The sequence below is a fragment of the Streptacidiphilus sp. MAP12-20 genome (assembly GCF_041262525.1).
Classification (GTDB): domain Bacteria; phylum Actinomycetota; class Actinomycetes; order Streptomycetales; family Streptomycetaceae; genus Streptacidiphilus.
On sequence record NZ_JBGCCK010000022.1, the window covers coordinates 1 to 16,343 of the forward strand.

Here is a 16,343-nt window from a genome sequence, read left to right on the forward strand (position 1 = left end):
ACATCGAGGCGTCCATAGAACAATTGTGACACCCAAACAGCCCCACGCCAAGCCCAAACCATCACCCACAAGAGTGAAAAACCCCAGCTCAGACCGCAGTTGATGCGCAGGCATCGATCACATCAACCACCCGCCCCCTGCTCCGCCGCCGCTCCAAAGCCGCCGACAACACGGCCAGCCCCAGCGCCGAACCGGCCATCACGGCACCCACCACGTTCGGTGCCGTGTACCCGAAGCCGGCCGAGATAGCGAGGCCACCGAGCCACGCCGACAGCGCGTTGCCGAGATTGAAGGCGCCAATGTTCACCGCGGACGCCGGCGTGGGAGCCAGGTCACGGCGCCCTCGCTGTAGCCGGCAACGTGCGTCATCATCGGTGCGACATACGTGACGGCGGCGAAGACCCCTCCGAAGCCCAGCACCGTCATAGCCATCGCCAGGAGCACTTGGCCGCTCCGGAACGCGGCGAGCTCGTGACGGAGGCGTAAGCCTGCCGGTCGCGGGAGTTCCGGCACGAGCCGCGCGATACGGACTAAGCCGACCACCCCAGCACCGCCACCCCAGCCGCGACGCATCAGGACGTGGCAGCCAGCGACCCGGCCTCCCACGCGAAGCCGTCCGGGTCGGTGAAAGGCCCGGCAGTGCCGCCGATCCCGAGCCGGTGCGAGCCGGTGCCCTCGGGGGAGACGCCCGCGTCCTTGGCGAGAGCGCGGTGCCTGTAGAGCGCCAGCTTCACAGGACCGGACCCGGCAGCGAACTCGACATAGACGCGGCCGAAGCTCTTCGCAACGGCGAGGCCTTGGCCGACGTAGAACCGCTTGCTGGCGGCCACGTCCGCGACTCCCAGGAGAAGCACCATGTCGTCGATCTTCCGGGTGGCCGGGCCGGAGTCCTTCTTCGCTGAGGTCGCGACCTTCCAGATCGCGCCGTCCGGGGCTTGCACGACACCGCCGTAGCCCCAAAGCGACTTCCCGGCGGGCTTCAGCGGCGTGGCGCCGGCGTCGACAGCTGCGTCGATGAGGGCGTTGACGTCGGCCGGCTGGGACACCGTGAGCGCCAGCGTGAACCCACGAAAGCCGGTCGTGGGTTCCTCCGAGGCCCGCAGGCGTAGCCGCGCGTCCAAGCCGAAGGCGGCGGTGTAGAAGCGGTCGGCGGCCGTGGGGTCGGCGACGTCGAGGGTGACGAATTCAATGGATGCCATGGTCATCACGCTAGGCGGGGCACGAGACCGACGCTTCTCGAATCCTGATCGATCCGCCGTCCGCACGCGCCTCGCGCGCAACAGAGCCGGCCCGGTGGGACGCATTCGCTCCCCACCGAACCGGCTCACGCCGTCGCCACTCGAACGCCCCCGAGCTGTCGCCCCTCAGCCCTTGACGCAGACCACCTGCTTCAGCTGCGCCACGACCTCGACCAGGTCGGTCTGCTGGGCCATGACCTTCTCGATCGGCTTGTACGCGCCCGGGATCTCGTCCACGACGCCGGAGTCCTTACGGCACTCGACACCCCGTGTCTGCTCCTCCAGGTCCCGGACGCCGAAGCGCTTCTTCGCCGCCGTGCGCGACATCTTCCGTCCTGCACCGTGCGAGGCCGAGTTGAACGCCGCGTCGTTGCCCAGGCCCCGCACGATGTACGAACCGGTGCCCATCGAACCCGGGATGATCCCGAAGTCCCCCGAGCCGGCGCGGATCGCGCCCTTACGGGTGACCAGCAGCTCCTCGCCGTCGTAGGTCTCCTCCGCCACATAGTTGTGGTGGCAACTGATCACGTCGTCGAAGGTGACCTTCGCCTTGGCGAATTCGCGCCGGACGACGTCCTGGAACAGCGCCATCATCACCGCGCGGTTCCGCTTCGCGTACTCCTGCGCCCAGAACAGGTCGGACCGGTAGGCCTCCATCTGCGGGGTCGCCGAGATGAAGACTGCCAGGTCGCGGTCGACCAGGCCCTGGTTGTGCGGGAGGGAGCGGGCGACGCCCATGTGGTGCTCGGCGAGCTCCTTGCCGATGTTGCGCGAGCCGGAATGCAGCATCAGCCATACCGACCCGGACTTGTCCAGGCAGACCTCGACGAAGTGGTTGCCCGAGCCGAGCGAGCCCATCTGCTGCAGGGCGCGCTCGCGGCGCGCCCTGACCGCCGGCGTCAGCCCGTCGAAGCGGGACCAGAAGTCGTCCCAGCCGCTCGTGGCGAAGCCGTGGATGCGGCTCGGATCGACCGGGTCGCTGTGCATGCCCCGGCCCACCGGAATGACCTGTTCGATCCGCGAGCGCAGTCGGCCCAGGTTGTCCGGCAGGTCGCGGGCGGTCAGCGAGGTCTTGACCGCGCTCATGCCGCAGCCGATGTCGACTCCGACCGCCGCCGGGCAGACGGCCCCCTTCATGGCGATCACGGAGCCGACCGTCGCGCCCTTGCCCAGGTGGACGTCGGGCATCACGGCCAGGCCGTGGATCCACGGGAGTGAGGAGATGTTGCGCAGCTGCTGCAGCGCCTGGCCCTCGACCGTGGCCGGGTCGGTCCACATGCGGATGGGCACGTTGATGCCCGGAATCTCGGTGTACGACATGGAAATGTTCTCCTGGAATCAGGCTACAAGCATGGAAGCGGCAGGTCACGGGCCGGAACAGCGCAGGCGCACGGCGCAGGATCGCGCGGGCGCGGGCCGTCAGGCCTGAAAGCCGCAGGCGGTGGAGGGGCGTCGCCGCAGGGAGGCGACAGCGCTGATGAAGCGCCTGCTTCGCAACTCGACCCGCATGGGACTGCCTCCTCTCCACCACCTCGGGGACCGGCCTGTCACGCCCGGTCGCTGTGCCTATGTAGCCATGCCGGGCACCGCCCCCGCAACGGAAATATCGGGATCACGCAGCGGGCCCCGTCGGAAAAGGGCGAGGCCCCCGCTCGCGAACCGCGCGAGCGGGGGCCTCCAGGAGAACTACTGACGGTGCTTCAGTGCACGATCACCGGGACCGCGTTGGCGTCGGCGTCCGAGCCGGCACCGCCCGTGGCCAGGTCGGAACCGGGACGGCCCGCGTTGACCAGGACGAACACGAGCGCCGAGGCGACGAGCATGATGCCCACGGCCCACCAGATCGCGACGTCGTAGCCGTGCACCGCCGCGAGCGCGTTCGGCGTGCCCTTCGGCAGGCTGTGCGCGGTCAGCCAGCCGGCCGTCGCACTCGCCGCGATCGTGTTGAGCAGCGCGGTACCGATCGAACCGCCGACCTGCTGCGAGGTGTTGATCATCGCCGAGGCCACACCCGCGTCCTGCGGCTGGACGCCGTAGGTCGACAGGCTCATGGCCGGCATGAACGAGGTGCCCATGCCCAGCCCGAGCAGGAACTCGGCCGGCAGGATCAGCGTCCAGTAGTTGCTGTCGACGTGCATCTGAGTGAGCATCAGCATGCCCAGGGACGCGACGAGCAGGCCGGGGCCCATCAGCCAGCGCGCCGGTACGCGGGTCATCAGCCGGGTGCCGATCTGGGTCGAGCCGGTGATCATGCCGACGACCATGGGCAGGAAGGCGACACCGGTCATGACCGGGGAGTACTGCTTGATCCCCTGCAGGTAGTAGGTCATGAACAGGAAGAGGCCGAACATGCCGATGATGGCCAGGCCGAGACCGAGGTAGGCGCCGCCGCGGTTGCGGTCGAGGACCACTCGGAGCGGCAGCAGCGGGGCGCTGACGCGCGACTCGACGAAGACGAACAGCGCCAGCAGCACCGCCGAGGCGACGAACAGGCCGATGGTGACGCTGGAGCCCCACCCGGACTCCTCCGCCTTGGTGAAGCCGTAGACCAGGGCGACCAGGCCGGACGTGGCCAGCAGCACGCCGGGGATGTCGAGGCGGTTGCGGTTGCGCTCGCTCTCGCGCTCGTGGACGAAGACCAGCGAACCGGCCACCGCCACCACCGCGAAGATGATGTTGACGTAGAGAGCCCAGCGCCAGTTGGCGTACTGGGTCAGCGCGCCGCCCAGCAGCAGACCGACCGCACCGCCGGCGCCGGCGATGGCGCCGAAGATGCCGAAGGCCGTCGCGCGCTCCTTGGCCTCGGTGAAGGTGACCGCGAGCAGCGACAGGGCCGCGGGGGCCAGCAGCGCGCCGAAGACGCCCTGGAGGGCGCGAGCGCCGAGCAGCATCCCGGAGTTGACCGCGGCGCCGCCGAGCGCGGAGGCGAGCGCGAAGCCGATCAGACCGACGATGAAGGTCTTGCGGCGCCCCCACAGGTCCGAAATTCGACCGCCGAACAGGAGCAGCCCACCGAAGGCCAGGCTGTAAGCGGTGATCACCCACTGGCGGTTGGCGTCCGAGATGTGCAGGTCGTGCTGCGCGTGCGGCAGCGCGATGTTCACGACGGTCGCGTCGAGAACCACCATCAGCTGGGCTATCGCGATGAAGATGAGCGCCTTCCAGCGCTGCGGGTCGGGCTGTGACTCCTGAAGCTGAGCCCTTTGAGGCTGAGCCTTCTGAAGATCGGGCGTGTCCGAAACGGATTCAGGCATGACGGTATCCCCGTACGTGTGCGGCAGGACGTGCGAACTCTGACGGTGTGGCGAAAAGCTATGGGAGCTAAGAGAATTGATGCGCGAAACCATTCGGTGTGGGTTTCAGCGGCGCGTCGGCGTCATTGCCGGGTCTCGCGTCGCGATGCCGCGAGGATGCATTCGCGGCGGACGTCCTCCAGCGTCGGCGGACCGCCCGGCAGCGGCGTGCGGGCGGGTGCCCGCAGACCGTCGAGCAGCAGTTGCAGGTGCCGGTGGACGAAGGGCTGAAGGCTGTCGTAGCCGGCGCCCGGGAAGGGGCGGACGAGCTGGGCGACTGCCATCATGATGTCGTCGCTGCCCACGTCGGTGCGCAGGCTGCCGGCGGCCTTCGCGCCGTCGATCATGGATTGGACGACGGCATCCAGTCGTTCACGGGTCGCGAAGATCTCGGGCTCGTCCAGATCCGCCCACTCCGAAAGCATCGGGCACAACGCGCCGATCTTCCAGTTGACGGAGTCCCGCACGAGCCGACTCAGAGCCTCGAACGGATCCGCCTCCTCCGCGAGTGCCTGCGTGGCCACGCCAATGGCGCGTTCCATGACCGCGAGCACCACGCCGCGCACCAGCGCGCGGCGGTCCGGGAAGTGACGGTAGACGGTGGCGTTGCCGACACCGGCACGGCGGGCGATCTCGTCGAGCGGCACGTCCGCGCCGTGCTCGATGAAGGCGTCCTGGGCCGCGTCGAGGATGCGGGCCCGGTTGCGCGCCGCGTCGGCCCGCTGACGGAGGCCCGCGACGGTGGACTTGTCGTTGACGGTTGCCTGGATCACGAGCACTCCTTTCGGGTCGAGCTTCTGCTTCCAGTGCAAAACGGGGATGCGATCCCCGCTTTCGATTCAATCAAGCAAACGGGGAGAGAGTCCCCAGAAATGCCCGAAGTCGATGTGACCTACGTCACACTTTCCTCGGCAGCGGGCTGTCCTCCGCGGCCCCCGCTCTTTTACTCCGGCGCATGCGGCTGGCCGCTGCGCCTCCGGCAGAGACCGGCACGTCCGACGAAACCCGGGCGAAGGCGCAGCCGAAGCAGCGGGGCGGCGCCCTCGCCTCAGGGGGATACGCGTGGCATACCCCGCTGCCGCGAGTGCTGCTGCCGACGGCGGCCGCGTCCGGGATGGTCTGCTCGCTCGGCCGCGCCCTGCGGACGCTCGCCGAGCGGGCCCGGCACCTCGAGGGCGGTGGCTACGGGGCGCTGATGACGGCCTTCGGGGTCGGCGGGCTTCCCGGCGCGCTGCTCGCAGCGGGGGCGTCCGTGGTGCTCACGGCCTTGGCTCCGGCGGCCGTGCTCGCCTTCGTCGCGATGGCGCCGACCGGCCTGGCCTCGATCTGGTTCATCGCCTGGGCTGTGGTCCATGGCGTTGCCCGGCTCGGTGCCGCTCACCGGCTTCCGGTGGCGGCCGTGCTTGAGCACGTCGCCGCGTGGGCGGGCCTCTCCCTCTCCGGCGTCTGCCTTGCGCCGACTGCGCTGCTGAGCTGGCGAGTGCTGCAGGACACCAGCGCGGGCGCCTGCGTTCGCGCCTGCGCCCGCGCCCGCGAATGCCGAGGCAATCACGGACGCGGACACCGGCTCGAACACCGAAGCCCCAGCCACCACGCCGTCGGCCGAAGCCGCGGCGAGGTGACGCTCGCTCACCCCTCGGTCAGGACGACACCACGGTGACGTCGCCGAGCCCCAGGTCCTTCAGAGGACCGGCGATTGACGCCGCGTCACCGACAAGGACGGCGAGCAGCCGCTCCGGCGGGAACGCGGCCACCACGGCGGCGGTCGCCTCGGCCGTCGTCGTCTCGGCGAGCCGGCGGTAGACGTCTGCCTGGTAGTTGTCCGGCAGTTCCTGCTCGACCTGGTCCGCCAGCGTCGCGCACACCGCCGAGGCGGTCTCGTAGCGCAGCGGAGCCACCCCGACGAGGTTCTGCACGGCGATGTCGCGCTCCTCGTCGGTGAGGCCCTCGGCGGCGAGGGTGCGCAGGATCTGCCAGGTGTCGGCGAGCGCCGGGGCGGTGGACTCGGTGTCCACCGAGCCGGAGATCGCCAGCAGCGCACGGCCCTGACCGTCCGCACCGGAGCGCAGCGGCTGGGCGAAGGCCCGCACGCCGTAGGTGTAGCCCTTCTCCTCGCGCAGCACCCGGTCGAGCCGGGAGGTCAGCGTGCCGCCCAGGCAGTAGGTGCCGAGGATCTGCGCGGCCCAGCTGTCGTCGTGGCGGTCCGGACCGATCCGGCCGATCAGCAGCTGCGTCTGCACCGAGCCGGGCCGGTCGACGACGATCACCCGGCCGGTGTCGTCGCCGCGCACCGGAGCCGCGGTGACGTGCTCGCCCGACGTGCCCGTCCACTGGCCCACGGTGGCGGCGAGAACCGCGTCGAGGTCCTTGCCCGAGCTCCCGACGGCCGAGAAGTCGCCGACCACCACGAGCGTCGCGGTCGCCGGACGGACATGCGCTGCGTAGAACGAAGAAACGGCCTCCCGATCGATCGCACTGACCGTTTCGGCGGTGCCCGATCGCGGACGCGAAAGCCGGTCGCTCGCCTCGAAGAGCTCGCCGTAGAAGGCGATGGCCGCACGTCGGGCCGGGTTGGCCTGCTCGTGCACGATCTCGTCGAGCCGGTTCGCGACCAGTCGCTCGATCTCGTGCCCGGGGAAGGCCGGGATCCTGACCGCGTCCGCGAGCAGCGAGAGGCCGCGCTCCAGACGCGAGGCGGGGACCTCCAGCGAGACCCGCAGCACGGTGTGGTCCGCGTGTGCGTCCAGCGTCGCGCCCGCCCGCTCCAGTTCGGCGGCGAACTCCTCCGCCGTCAGCGACTCGGTGCCCTCGGAGAGGGCGCGCGCGAGGATGCTCGAGACGCCCTCCTGGGCGAGCGGCTCCGCCGCCAGCGGTACGTCCAGGATCAGTTCGGCGGCGACCAGCGCCTGACCGGGGCGGTCGCAGCGCAGCACGGTCAGCCCGTTGGGCAGGGTGCTCCGGGTGGGTGCGGGGAAGTTCCACGGCGTCGGCTGCCCGGCCTCGGGGCGCGGGTGGAAGGTCATGGTGGAGGCGATGGTCATGCCTGCACCTCCTCGTCTTCAGCAGCGGCGTCGACCGTGGCTTCACCAGCGGCGGACTCGTCTTCGGCGCCCTCGTCCCCGGCGCCCTCAGCGGCTCCGGCCACGACGGGCTCGTACGTCAGCACCGCGCGGTTGTCCGGCGTCAGGAACTTCTGCGCGACGGCCTGGACCTCCGCGGCGGTCACGTCCAGCACCCGCGGCAGTGCCTCGTTGAGCAGCTTCGGGTCGCCGAACAGGACGGCGTAGCGGCACAGTTCGTCCGCTCGGCCACCCACCGTGTCCAGCCGGTCCAGCCACTCCCGCTCGATCTGCGCCTGCGCGCGCTCGAGCTCCCCCGTCGTCGGCCCCTCGGCCGCGAAGCGGGCCAGCTCGTCATCGATCGCGGCCTCGACCGCCTCGGCCGTCGCCTCGCCGGAGGTCTTCGCGTCGAGCCAGCCGAGCGAGGGCGCGCCGGACAGTCGCAGCAGGCCGAAGCCGGCCGTGACGGCGAGCCGGTCGTGGCGGACCAGGCGGTTGTAGAGGCGGCTGGACTCGCCCGAGCCGAGCACGGTCAGCGCGAGATCGGCGGCGTCCGCGTCGCGGGTGCCGTCCTGCGGCAGCAGGTAGGCCTGCATGACGGCGCGCGAGGGAACCTCGGCGACGACGTGCTCACGCAGCGGCTCACCGCTGCGGGCCACGACGCTGCCGTCGCGCGGCGGGCGCTTGCCGTCATGGGCGGGGATGGAGCCGAAGTACTTCTCCACCCAGGCCAGCGTCTGCTCGGGGTCGATGTCGCCGACCACCGAGAGGACCGCGTTGTTGGGCGCGTAGTAGGTGCGGAAGAAGTCCTGCGCGTCGCCCAGCGTGGCCGCGTCCAGATCGGCCATCGAGCCGATCGGGGTGTGGTGGTAGGGGTGGCCGTCGGGGAAGGCCATCGCGATGAGCCGCTCGAAGGCCGTGCCGTACGGGACGTTGTCGTACCGCTGGCGGCGCTCGTTCTTCACCACCGCGCGCTGATTGTCGAGGCTGTCCTGGTCGAGCGCGGCGAGCAGGCTGCCCATCCGGTCGGCCTCCAGCCAGAGCGCGAGCTCCACCTGGTGGGCGGGCATGGTCTCGAAGTAGTTGGTGCGCTCGAAGCTGGTGGTCCCGTTGAGCGAGCCGCCCGCGCCCTGGACCAGCTCGAAGTGGCCGTTGCCGGGCACCTGCGCCGAGCCCTGGAACATCAGGTGCTCGAAGAGGTGCGCCAAGCCGGTGCGGCCCGCAACCTCGTGGCGGGAACCGACGTCGTACCAGAGGCAGACGGCGGCGACCGGCGTCAGGTGATCCTCGGAGAGCACCACCCGCAGGCCGTTGGCCAGGGTGTGCTCGCTGATGGTGAAGCCTTGGGCCATCCGCGCGTTCCTTCCGGTCTGCTGCTTGTGATCGCTGTGAAGCGTCGCAGTGAATCGTCGCAGTGAATCTCGGGAAAAGCCCATTGTGCTGCACCCGGGAGGACGCGGTGGCCGGGTTTGTCAGCAGCCTGGTCCAGAATGGTCCCGACCGTGCCAGCCCATGACGCCTCCCCGGAGCTCTCCGAGGGGTGCGCATGCCGTCCAAGGGAGCGCCGCCGCGATGGCCCGCCGCAGTTCGCAGACCCCTCCGCCCGAGGAGTTCGAGGAGCGCATCCTCGACATCGACGTGGTGGACGAGATGCAGGGCTCCTTTCTGGAGTACGCCTACTCGGTCATCTACTCCCGGGCGCTTCCCGACGCCAGGGACGGGCTCAAGCCCGTGCACCGCCGAGTCCTCTACCAGGCCAACGAGATGGGCCTGCGTCCCGAGCGCAGCCACGTCAAGAGCGCCCGCGTCGTCGGCGAGGTGATGGGCCGGCTGCACCCGCACGGTGACACGGCCATCTACGACACGATGGTGCGCATGGCCCAGCCGTTCTCGATGCGGCTGCCGCTGATCGACGGCCACGGCAACTTCGGCTCGCTCGGCAACGACGACCCGCCCGCCGCCATGCGGTACACCGAGGCCCGGCTGACCGCCGGCGCGATGGCGATGGTCGAGTCGATCGACGAGGACACGGTCGACTTCTCGCCGAACTACGACGGCAGCGAGCAGGAACCGCAGGTACTGCCCGCGGCCTTCCCGAACCTGCTGGTCAACGGCACCACCGGGATCGCGGTCGGCATGGCGACGAACATGCCGCCGCACAACCTGGCCGAGGTGGTCGCCGCAGCGCGCCATCTGATCAGGCATCCGAACGCCGACCTGGACGCGCTGATGCGCTTCATTCCGGGTCCGGACCTGCCGACCGGCGGCCTCGTGGTCGGCCTCGGCGGGATCAGGGACGCGTACGAGACGGGCCGCGGCACGTTCAAGATCCGCGCCAAGGTCACCGTCGAGGACGTCACGCCGCGCCGCAAGGGCCTGGTCGTCACCGAGCTGCCGTTCACGGTCGGCCCGGAGAAGGTCATCTCCAAGATCAAGGACCTGGTCGGCGCCAAGAAGATCCAGGGCATCGCCGACGTCAAGGACCTGACGGACCGTGCGCACGGCCTGCGCCTGGTCATCGAGGTCAAGAACGGCTTCGTTCCCGAGGCTCTGCTGGAGCAGCTCTACAAGCTGACGCCGATGGAGGAGACCTTCGGCATCAACAACGTCGCCCTGGTCGACGGCCAGCCGCTGACGCTGGGGCTGAAGGAACTGCTGGAGGTCTACGTCGACCACCGCTTCGAGGTGGTGCGCCGACGCAGCGACTTCCGCCGCCGCAAGCGGCAGGACCGGCTGCACCTGGTCGAGGGTCTGCTGATCGCGCTGATCGACATCGACGAGGTCATCGCGATCATTCGATCGAGCGACAACGCCGCGCAGGCCAAGGAGCGACTGATCGAGCGCTTCTCGCTCTCCGAGACGCAGACCGCGTACATCCTGGACACCCCGCTGCGCCGGCTCACCCGCTTCGACCGGGTCGAGCTGGAGGCCGAGCAGGACAAGCTGCACGCCGAGATCGCCGAGCTGACCGAGATCCTGGAGTCGGACACCGTCCTGCGCAAGGTCGTCTCCGACGAACTCGCCGCCGTGTCCAAGAAGTTCGGCACCGAGCGGCGCACGGTGCTGCTGGAGGCGGGCGCGGTCGCCGCCGTCGCCGTCCCGCTCGAGGTCGCGGACGACCCGTGCCGGGTCATGCTCTCCTCGACGGGCCTGCTGGCCCGCACGGCGGACCTCGGCCCGGACTCCGGCTCCGACGCGGCGGCCGGGGCGGACACCGCCGGTCCCGACGACGGGGGCAAGCGGGCCCGCCACGACGTGATCGTCTCGGCGGTGCCGGCCACCGCGCGCGGCCACATCGGCGTGGTGACGAGCATCGGCCGGGTGCTGCGACTCCCGGTGATCGACCTGCCGCAGCTGCCGCCGAGCGCCCACGCACCCGCGTTGGCGGGCGGGGCGAAGATCGCCGAGTTCCTCAAGCTCGACGCGGGCGAGACCGCGCTGGCGCTGACCACACTCGACGAGTCCTCGCCCGGCCTCGCGATCGGCACCGAGCAGGGCGTGGTCAAGCGGGTCGTCCCCGACTGGCCGGAGAACAAGGAAGAGTTCGAGGTGATCGCGCTCAAGGACGGCGACAAGGTCGTCGGCGCGATCGAACTGCGCACCGGCGAGGAGGACTTGGTCTTCATCACCGACGACGCCCAACTGCTGCGCTACCCGGCGGGCCAGGTCCGCCCGCAGGGCCGCCCGGCGGCGGGCATGGCGGGCGTGAAGCTCGTCGACGGGGCTCGCGTGATCTCGTTCACGGCCGTCGATCCGGCGCAGGACGCGCTGGTGGTCACGGTCGCGGGCGCGACCGACGCCCTGGACGGGCTGGGCCAGGGGACGGCCAAGGCCACGCCGTTCGAGCAGTACCCGCGCAAGGGGCGCGCCACGGGCGGCGTGCGCTGCCAGCGCTTCCTCAAGGGTGAGGACCGCCTGGTCTTCGCCTGGGCCGGCCCGACGCCCGCCCGCGCGGCGACGTCCAACGGCTCCCCGGCGGAGCTGCCGGGCCGCGACCCACGTCGTGACGGGTCCGGGGTCCCGCTGGCCACGGAGATCGCGGCGGTGGCCGGGCCGGCATAGGCGCGGGGGCTGGGCGGAGAGCGCTGAAGGCTGAGCGCTGAGCGCGGCCGGTCCGGACGCTCGCAGAGGACGCCGCAGGGCGCGGGGGAAACCCCGCGCCCTGCGGCGTCCTCGCGTGCGCGCTGCACGCTGCGCGGCGCTCGCTAGGCGGAGCCGTCAGCCGGCCAGCGGGTTCGGCAGCGGCGTGTAGGTGGAGTCGCCGCCGTCCGCGTCGAGCCAGCGCAGGAGCAGGTTGGTCTTCGCCGGAATGTGCGGGACCGAGATCACGTCACGGTAGTCGGCCAGGATCTGACGTGCCGCCGGCCACAGCTCCGGCATCAGCTCGGCGTGGCGCGCACCGATCGCCCCGGCGATCTCCAGCAGGTTGTTGACCACCAGGCAGTACAGCAGCCGGTCCCGGCCCTTCTCGGCGCTGACGCCCGGGGTCGGCAGGTCCGGACCGAAGCGCGCCAACAGCGCCGCGTGCCGGTCCGTCGTCAGCTTCACTCCCTCGTGGTCGCGGAAGATTACCTGTCCGGGCCGGCCCTGCTCGTCGACGGCGACCAGGACGTTCTGCAGATGACACTCCAGCACCACGCCGTGGTCGCGCAGCGCGTCCAGCGCGGGCGGGGCGAGGAGTTCGACGTACCGGCACCACCAGGTGAAGGCCTGGTCCGCGGTGAGTGCGTCCAGCGGATTGCCGGCGAAGCCCTCGCTCACACCGGCGGCGAGCAGGGGCGTGAGACCGGGCCGCACGCGCCCGGCGAAGCCCTCGCGCTGGAGCACCGCGTACGCCTCCCAGCTCTCCTGGCCGTGGCCGGCGAGCGTGCGGTAACCCTGGTCGGCGAAGACGAGGGAGGCGATCGGGAGCGACTCGAGCACCTCGTCGACCGGTTGGAGCCAGCGCAGGTCGCGGAGCCAGAGTCGGCGGATGTCGTTGGTGATCCGGACGTCCAGGCTGAACTTGAGCGCGAGGTCCGCGTCCGGGAGGTAGACGGTGCGCAGCGAGGAGGTCGCCCAGGCCTGCTCCTCCGTCTCCCCGAGGATCATGATCCGGCCGTCCGCGAGGGCCGCCGCCAGATCGCGCGCCGGGCCCGCGCTCCGGCCGGGGTTCGCGTTCGGGTTCATGCTCCCGCTCACGCCGGGGTTCGCGTTCGGGTTCACGCCGAGCAGCGCGAGCTGCCACGGGTGCGCCGGCAGGACCCGGTAGCCGGGGGGTGCGGCGTTGCCCCAGAGCGCATCGATCGCGCCGGTCGAGCCCTCGCCGCCGAGCAGGTCCTCCCGGACGCCGAGCAGCGTGAGCGGATAGTGCGCGCCGGCCTCGGCCGCGTACGGCAGCCAACTGTCGGGCACGCCCCCACCGCGCGTCTTGGCTGCCGGGTGGTAGCGGTGTCCGGCCAGCAGCGCCTGCTCGGAGCGGAGGTAGAGGTCGTCGACCGGCTTCTCGTCCCGCGCGGCGGCCGCCTGCCTCGCGGCGAGCAGGGCGGCGACGACGTCCCTGCTGTCCCGGATCTCCGCACCGAGGGTGGGGTTGTCGACGCCGGTGCGCGCGCGGGCCTCCTCCTCGGCCAGGGCGACCAGGGTGTCGAAGCCGTCGGCGCCCTCGATCACGGTGCCGTCGAGGGCCAGCGGCGGCTGCGGCCAGCGCCCAGGGGCGACGGTGAGGGTGCGGCCGGTGCCGACGAGCCGGTAGCCGGGCGCGTCGCCGTGGCGGGGCTCGGTCAGCTCCCTGACCAGGCAGTTGAGCAGCGCGGTCGCCGCCGTGGCCTCCTCCGGCCGCCAGCCGGACCAGCCCGACCCGAGCTCGACGGCCCGCACCTCGGCTGCCGGGTTTGCCCTCTCGTCCATGCCTGCCTCCGCACCGCGCACTGCCCGGGGACGGTTTGTCCCCGTGAATCCGACAGACGATGATCTGTCCAGACGCATCCTCTCCCAATCCGGGGTACCTCACCTTCATGCGCGCCACGGACCCGACACTCCCGCCATCCGCCCGACCCGCCGAGCTCGCCTTCGCAGCCGAACTGCACCGCGTGCGCCCCGCGCTGGACGCCGCCTTCGCCGCCGAGCTGCCGGGGGCGCGCGCCGCCGTGCTGGCGCGACTGTGGCGGGCGCTGCTGCTGGAACCGCTGCCGCTCGACCCGGCGGATCGCGCGCGGCTCACCGGGCCTGAGCGCCGCGCCTACGACATCGACGCGGCCCCGCCCGGCTACACGGTCAGCCTGGGCGCCACCGGGTTCACTCATCCCGCCGCACTGCTGGAGGCGCTGCGGCTGCCGGGCTCGGCCGCGCTGCTCGCGGAGATCGAGCACAGCGTCGTCTCGCTCGCTCTGTCGCGGGCGGGGGCGCAGGCAGTGGGTTCGGCGGCCCCGTTGGACACCCTGGAGGACGCCGAGCGCTCGGTCGTCGACGGCCATCCGTACCACCCCTGCTGCCGCAGCCGCCCCGGCTTCTCCGTCGCCGACCAGCTCGCCTTCGCACCCGAGCACGGCGCGGACGTCGAACTGGAACTGGTGCCCGTGCCACGGGAGCGGGCGCTGCTGGTGGGCGACTGGCCGGAACATCTGTGGGCATCCGGCGCGTGCCGCGGGCGCAGCGCGGATACCGTCCTGCTGCCGGTGCACCCGTGGCAGGCCCGCGAGGTGCTACCCGCGCTCGGGCTCGCGCCGGGCGGGGAGCGGCTGACGGCCGCGCCGCTGATGTCCGTGCGCACGCTCGCCCCACGTGGCGGCGGCCTCCACCTGAAGACCTCACTGTCGCTCCGGATGACCTCCGCCGTTCGGGACATCTCCGGCGCCTCGGTCCGCAACGCGATGGCCGTCTCCGGGCTGCTGGAAGGCGTCGTCGCGCGGCTGGACGGCAGCCTGACGGTGACCAGGAACCTCGCGGCAGGCGCCGCCCTGGTCGGCGGCGAGCCCAGCCCGGACCTCGCGGTGATCGTGCGAGAGTCCCCCGGCGCGCGTCTGGCCGTCGGCGAGCGCGTGGTTCCGCTGGCGGCGCTGGCCGCGCACCCGGTCAAGACCGCGGACCCGGCGGTCTGGCTCGCCGACTTCGCCCGGCTGGCCTGGCCCCCGCTGCTGCGTTTGCTGGACTGGGGTGTCGCATTGGAGGCGCACGGTCAGAACCTGCTGGTAGTCATGGACGAGGCCGACCGGCCCGTCCGCCTCGTCTACCGGGACCTGGCGGACATCCGGGTGAGTCCACGGCGGCTGGCACGCGCCGGAATCGCGCATCCGCCGATCGGCGGGCATGTCGTAGACGACGATCCCCTCGTGCTGCGACGCAAACTGTTCGGTTCGCTCGTCGGGAGCAGCTTCGGCGGGCTGGTCTCGGGCTTCGGCGGCGGCGACCGCGCGGAGGAGGCCCGGCTGTGGGGCGCGGTGGCCGCCGAGGCGCGGCGCGCGGCGCGCGTGCTGCTGCGCGACCAGGGCGACAGGCGGGCGCTGCTGTCGGAGCCGCTCCCGGCGAAGGCGCTCACGCTGATGCGCCTCGACGGTCTCGCGGACCGCCCGCGCGGCGACCAGTGGACGGCGGTGGACAACCCGCTCGCCCACTCGCTCGCCCACTCGCTCGCCACACCCGATAGTCACAGTTGAGGCTGGTAAGGCTAACCTTGCCTCCGTGAGCATCTGTACGACCGTGTCACGGGAGTTGACGGAGCCCCTGGCGGGCACCGCGCCCCGGGCTGCCGCCTGGTTGTTGATCGAGCAGGCCGGCCCCTGGGGGCCGCGGGCGCTCACGGAGAGCCACTTCGACCCCGAACTCGGTCGCGCGCTGCAGCGGCAGGTCCGCGGCACTGGCGTGGAGATCGCCCTCATCCGGCGCCCCGGCAAGCACGCCGACCGCCCGCCGACGGGCGAGCGCAGCGTCTACCTCGCTCACACCGCGCCGTCAGCGGCTGCCGGCGGCGGCTGGGTGCGCGAGGCGCAGCTGGCCGACCCGAGCGACCTGCTCGACCTGGACTTCGCGGCGATAGGCGCCGGCACGCAACCGGGATTCGGCACGCCGTACAGCGGCGACCCGCTGGCGCTGGTCTGCACGAACGGTCGCCGTGACCGTTGCTGCGCGCTGCTCGGCCGTCCGCTCGCCGCCGACCTGGCCGCGGCGGGCCACGCCCAGGTGTGGGAGGTCACCCACCTCGGCGGTCACCGCTTCTCCCCCACGATGTTGGTGCTGCCCTACGGCTACGCCTACGGCCGCCTCTCGGCCCACACCGCCAAGGAGGTGCTGGAGGCCACCCGGGCCGGGCTGATCATGCCGGAGTGGTGCCGCGGCCGGACCTTCTGGGACCGCCCGGGGCAGGCCGCCGAACTGGCGGTCCGCCGGAGCTACGCGGTCGAGGGCGTCGACGAACTGGTGATCGAGCAGGTCGCCGACACCACTCGGCATCCCGAGGACCAGCCGGACGGCTGGACGGTTCGGGTCGCCCACCTCGACGGCCGCGCCTGGCAGGCGCGGGTACGCCGCACGGCCGCGGACCCCGCGCGCCCGGAAAGCTGCCTCAAGGCCCCGACCCACCCCGACCGCTTCGACGTGATCACCCTGGAACCGCTGCACGGGGCGCTGGCCACCCGCGGCAACCTGCGGGCGTAGCCCGGACCCGGCGCCCAGGCCGGGCGGACGTCGCGGGCGGACGGCTCGGCTGGGCGACCAGCGGCGCGAGCCCGCCAGAAGCCCAAGCCGGGCAGACGGCTCAGCCCGGGCAGAGGCCCAGA

11 protein-coding genes and 1 pseudogene are annotated in these 16,343 nt (G+C 71.7%); 4 read left to right on the plus strand and 8 right to left on the minus strand.

Going from position 1 to position 16,343, the window contains the following annotated elements; all coding sequences use genetic code 11:
- Positions 1–88: 88 nt before the first annotated feature.
- The 5 genes and pseudogenes from ABIA32_RS26000 to ABIA32_RS26020 all read right to left on the minus strand — a co-directional run.
- A pseudogene (locus tag ABIA32_RS26000) lies at positions 89–546 on the minus strand (hypothetical protein); the annotation flags it as partial.
- A gap of 26 nt (positions 547–572) precedes the next feature.
- Positions 573–1,199 carry a glyoxalase gene (locus tag ABIA32_RS26005; RefSeq protein ID WP_370100179.1) on the minus strand — a complete coding sequence of 209 codons (627 nt, stop codon included), beginning with the start codon at positions 1,197–1,199 and terminating at the stop codon, positions 573–575.
- Between the two features lie 165 nt (positions 1,200–1,364).
- On the minus strand, positions 1,365–2,558 hold the full coding sequence (locus ABIA32_RS26010) for an RtcB family protein (RefSeq protein ID WP_370100182.1): 1,194 nt from the start codon (positions 2,556–2,558) through the stop codon (positions 1,365–1,367).
- A 380-nt stretch (positions 2,559–2,938) separates the two neighbouring features.
- Entirely contained in the window at positions 2,939–4,492 is a 1,554-nt protein-coding gene (locus ABIA32_RS26015) for an MFS transporter (protein WP_370100185.1), read from the minus strand.
- A gap of 122 nt (positions 4,493–4,614) precedes the next feature.
- Positions 4,615–5,301: a TetR/AcrR family transcriptional regulator gene (locus ABIA32_RS26020; protein WP_370100415.1), complete on the minus strand. Its 687-nt coding sequence runs from the start codon at positions 5,299–5,301 to the stop codon at positions 4,615–4,617.
- Between the two features lie 185 nt (positions 5,302–5,486).
- Here ABIA32_RS26020 and ABIA32_RS26025 point away from each other — a divergent pair, with 185 nt between their 5' ends.
- Positions 5,487–6,191, plus strand: a complete 705-nt coding sequence (locus tag ABIA32_RS26025; RefSeq protein ID WP_370100188.1) for a hypothetical protein — start codon at positions 5,487–5,489, stop codon at positions 6,189–6,191.
- Here the strand turns inward: ABIA32_RS26025 and ABIA32_RS26030 are convergent.
- Positions 6,172–7,572 (minus strand): M16 family metallopeptidase, encoded by a 1,401-nt coding sequence (locus ABIA32_RS26030; RefSeq protein ID WP_370100190.1) that lies wholly within the window; start codon positions 7,570–7,572, stop codon positions 6,172–6,174. The two genes, ABIA32_RS26025 and ABIA32_RS26030, sit on opposite strands and share 20 nt — an antisense overlap.
- Positions 7,569–8,942, minus strand: coding sequence for a M16 family metallopeptidase (locus tag ABIA32_RS26035; RefSeq protein ID WP_370100193.1), 1,374 nt, complete (start codon positions 8,940–8,942; stop codon positions 7,569–7,571). The genes ABIA32_RS26030 and ABIA32_RS26035 overlap by 4 nt, the downstream gene beginning before the upstream one ends.
- A 220-nt stretch (positions 8,943–9,162) precedes the next feature.
- Here ABIA32_RS26035 and ABIA32_RS26040 point away from each other — a divergent pair, with 220 nt between their 5' ends.
- Positions 9,163–11,652 (plus strand): DNA topoisomerase (ATP-hydrolyzing) subunit A, encoded by a 2,490-nt coding sequence (locus ABIA32_RS26040; protein ID WP_370100196.1) that lies wholly within the window; start codon positions 9,163–9,165, stop codon positions 11,650–11,652.
- A 156-nt stretch (positions 11,653–11,808) separates the two neighbouring features.
- Here the strand turns inward: ABIA32_RS26040 and ABIA32_RS26045 are convergent, their stop codons facing one another.
- Positions 11,809–13,479, minus strand: coding sequence for an IucA/IucC family protein (locus ABIA32_RS26045; protein ID WP_370100198.1), 1,671 nt, complete (start codon positions 13,477–13,479; stop codon positions 11,809–11,811).
- Between the two features lie 107 nt (positions 13,480–13,586).
- On the opposite strand from ABIA32_RS26045, the gene ABIA32_RS26050 reads away from it, so the two are divergent.
- Both ABIA32_RS26050 and ABIA32_RS26055 read left to right on the plus strand, forming a co-directional pair.
- Positions 13,587–15,224: an IucA/IucC family protein gene (locus ABIA32_RS26050; RefSeq protein ID WP_370100201.1), complete on the plus strand. Its 1,638-nt coding sequence runs from the start codon at positions 13,587–13,589 to the stop codon at positions 15,222–15,224.
- Between the two features lie 25 nt (positions 15,225–15,249).
- The gene (locus ABIA32_RS26055; protein WP_370100204.1) at positions 15,250–16,221 is read left to right on the plus strand and encodes a sucrase ferredoxin; all 972 of its coding nucleotides are present in this window, start codon (positions 15,250–15,252) and stop codon (positions 16,219–16,221) included.
- Positions 16,222–16,343: the final 122 nt, after the last annotated feature.

Bases quoted from the DNA above. Each gene is read 5' to 3' on its own strand.
- ABIA32_RS26040 (WP_370100196.1), top strand. From the start codon at position 9,163: ATGGCCCGCCGCAGTTCGCAGACCCCTCCGCCCGAGGAGTTCGAGGAG.
- ABIA32_RS26035 (WP_370100193.1), bottom strand. From the start codon at position 8,942: ATGGCCCAAGGCTTCACCATCAGCGAGCACACCCTGGCCAACGGCCTG.
- ABIA32_RS26005 (WP_370100179.1), bottom strand. From the start codon at position 1,199: ATGGCATCCATTGAATTCGTCACCCTCGACGTCGCCGACCCCACGGCC.
- ABIA32_RS26045 (WP_370100198.1), bottom strand. From the start codon at position 13,479: ATGGACGAGAGGGCAAACCCGGCAGCCGAGGTGCGGGCCGTCGAGCTC.
- ABIA32_RS26010 (WP_370100182.1), bottom strand. From the start codon at position 2,558: ATGTCGTACACCGAGATTCCGGGCATCAACGTGCCCATCCGCATGTGG.
- ABIA32_RS26050 (WP_370100201.1), top strand. From the start codon at position 13,587: ATGCGCGCCACGGACCCGACACTCCCGCCATCCGCCCGACCCGCCGAG.
- ABIA32_RS26025 (WP_370100188.1), top strand. From the start codon at position 5,487: ATGCGGCTGGCCGCTGCGCCTCCGGCAGAGACCGGCACGTCCGACGAA.
- ABIA32_RS26015 (WP_370100185.1), bottom strand. From the start codon at position 4,492: ATGCCTGAATCCGTTTCGGACACGCCCGATCTTCAGAAGGCTCAGCCT.
- ABIA32_RS26030 (WP_370100190.1), bottom strand. From the start codon at position 7,572: ATGACCATCGCCTCCACCATGACCTTCCACCCGCGCCCCGAGGCCGGG.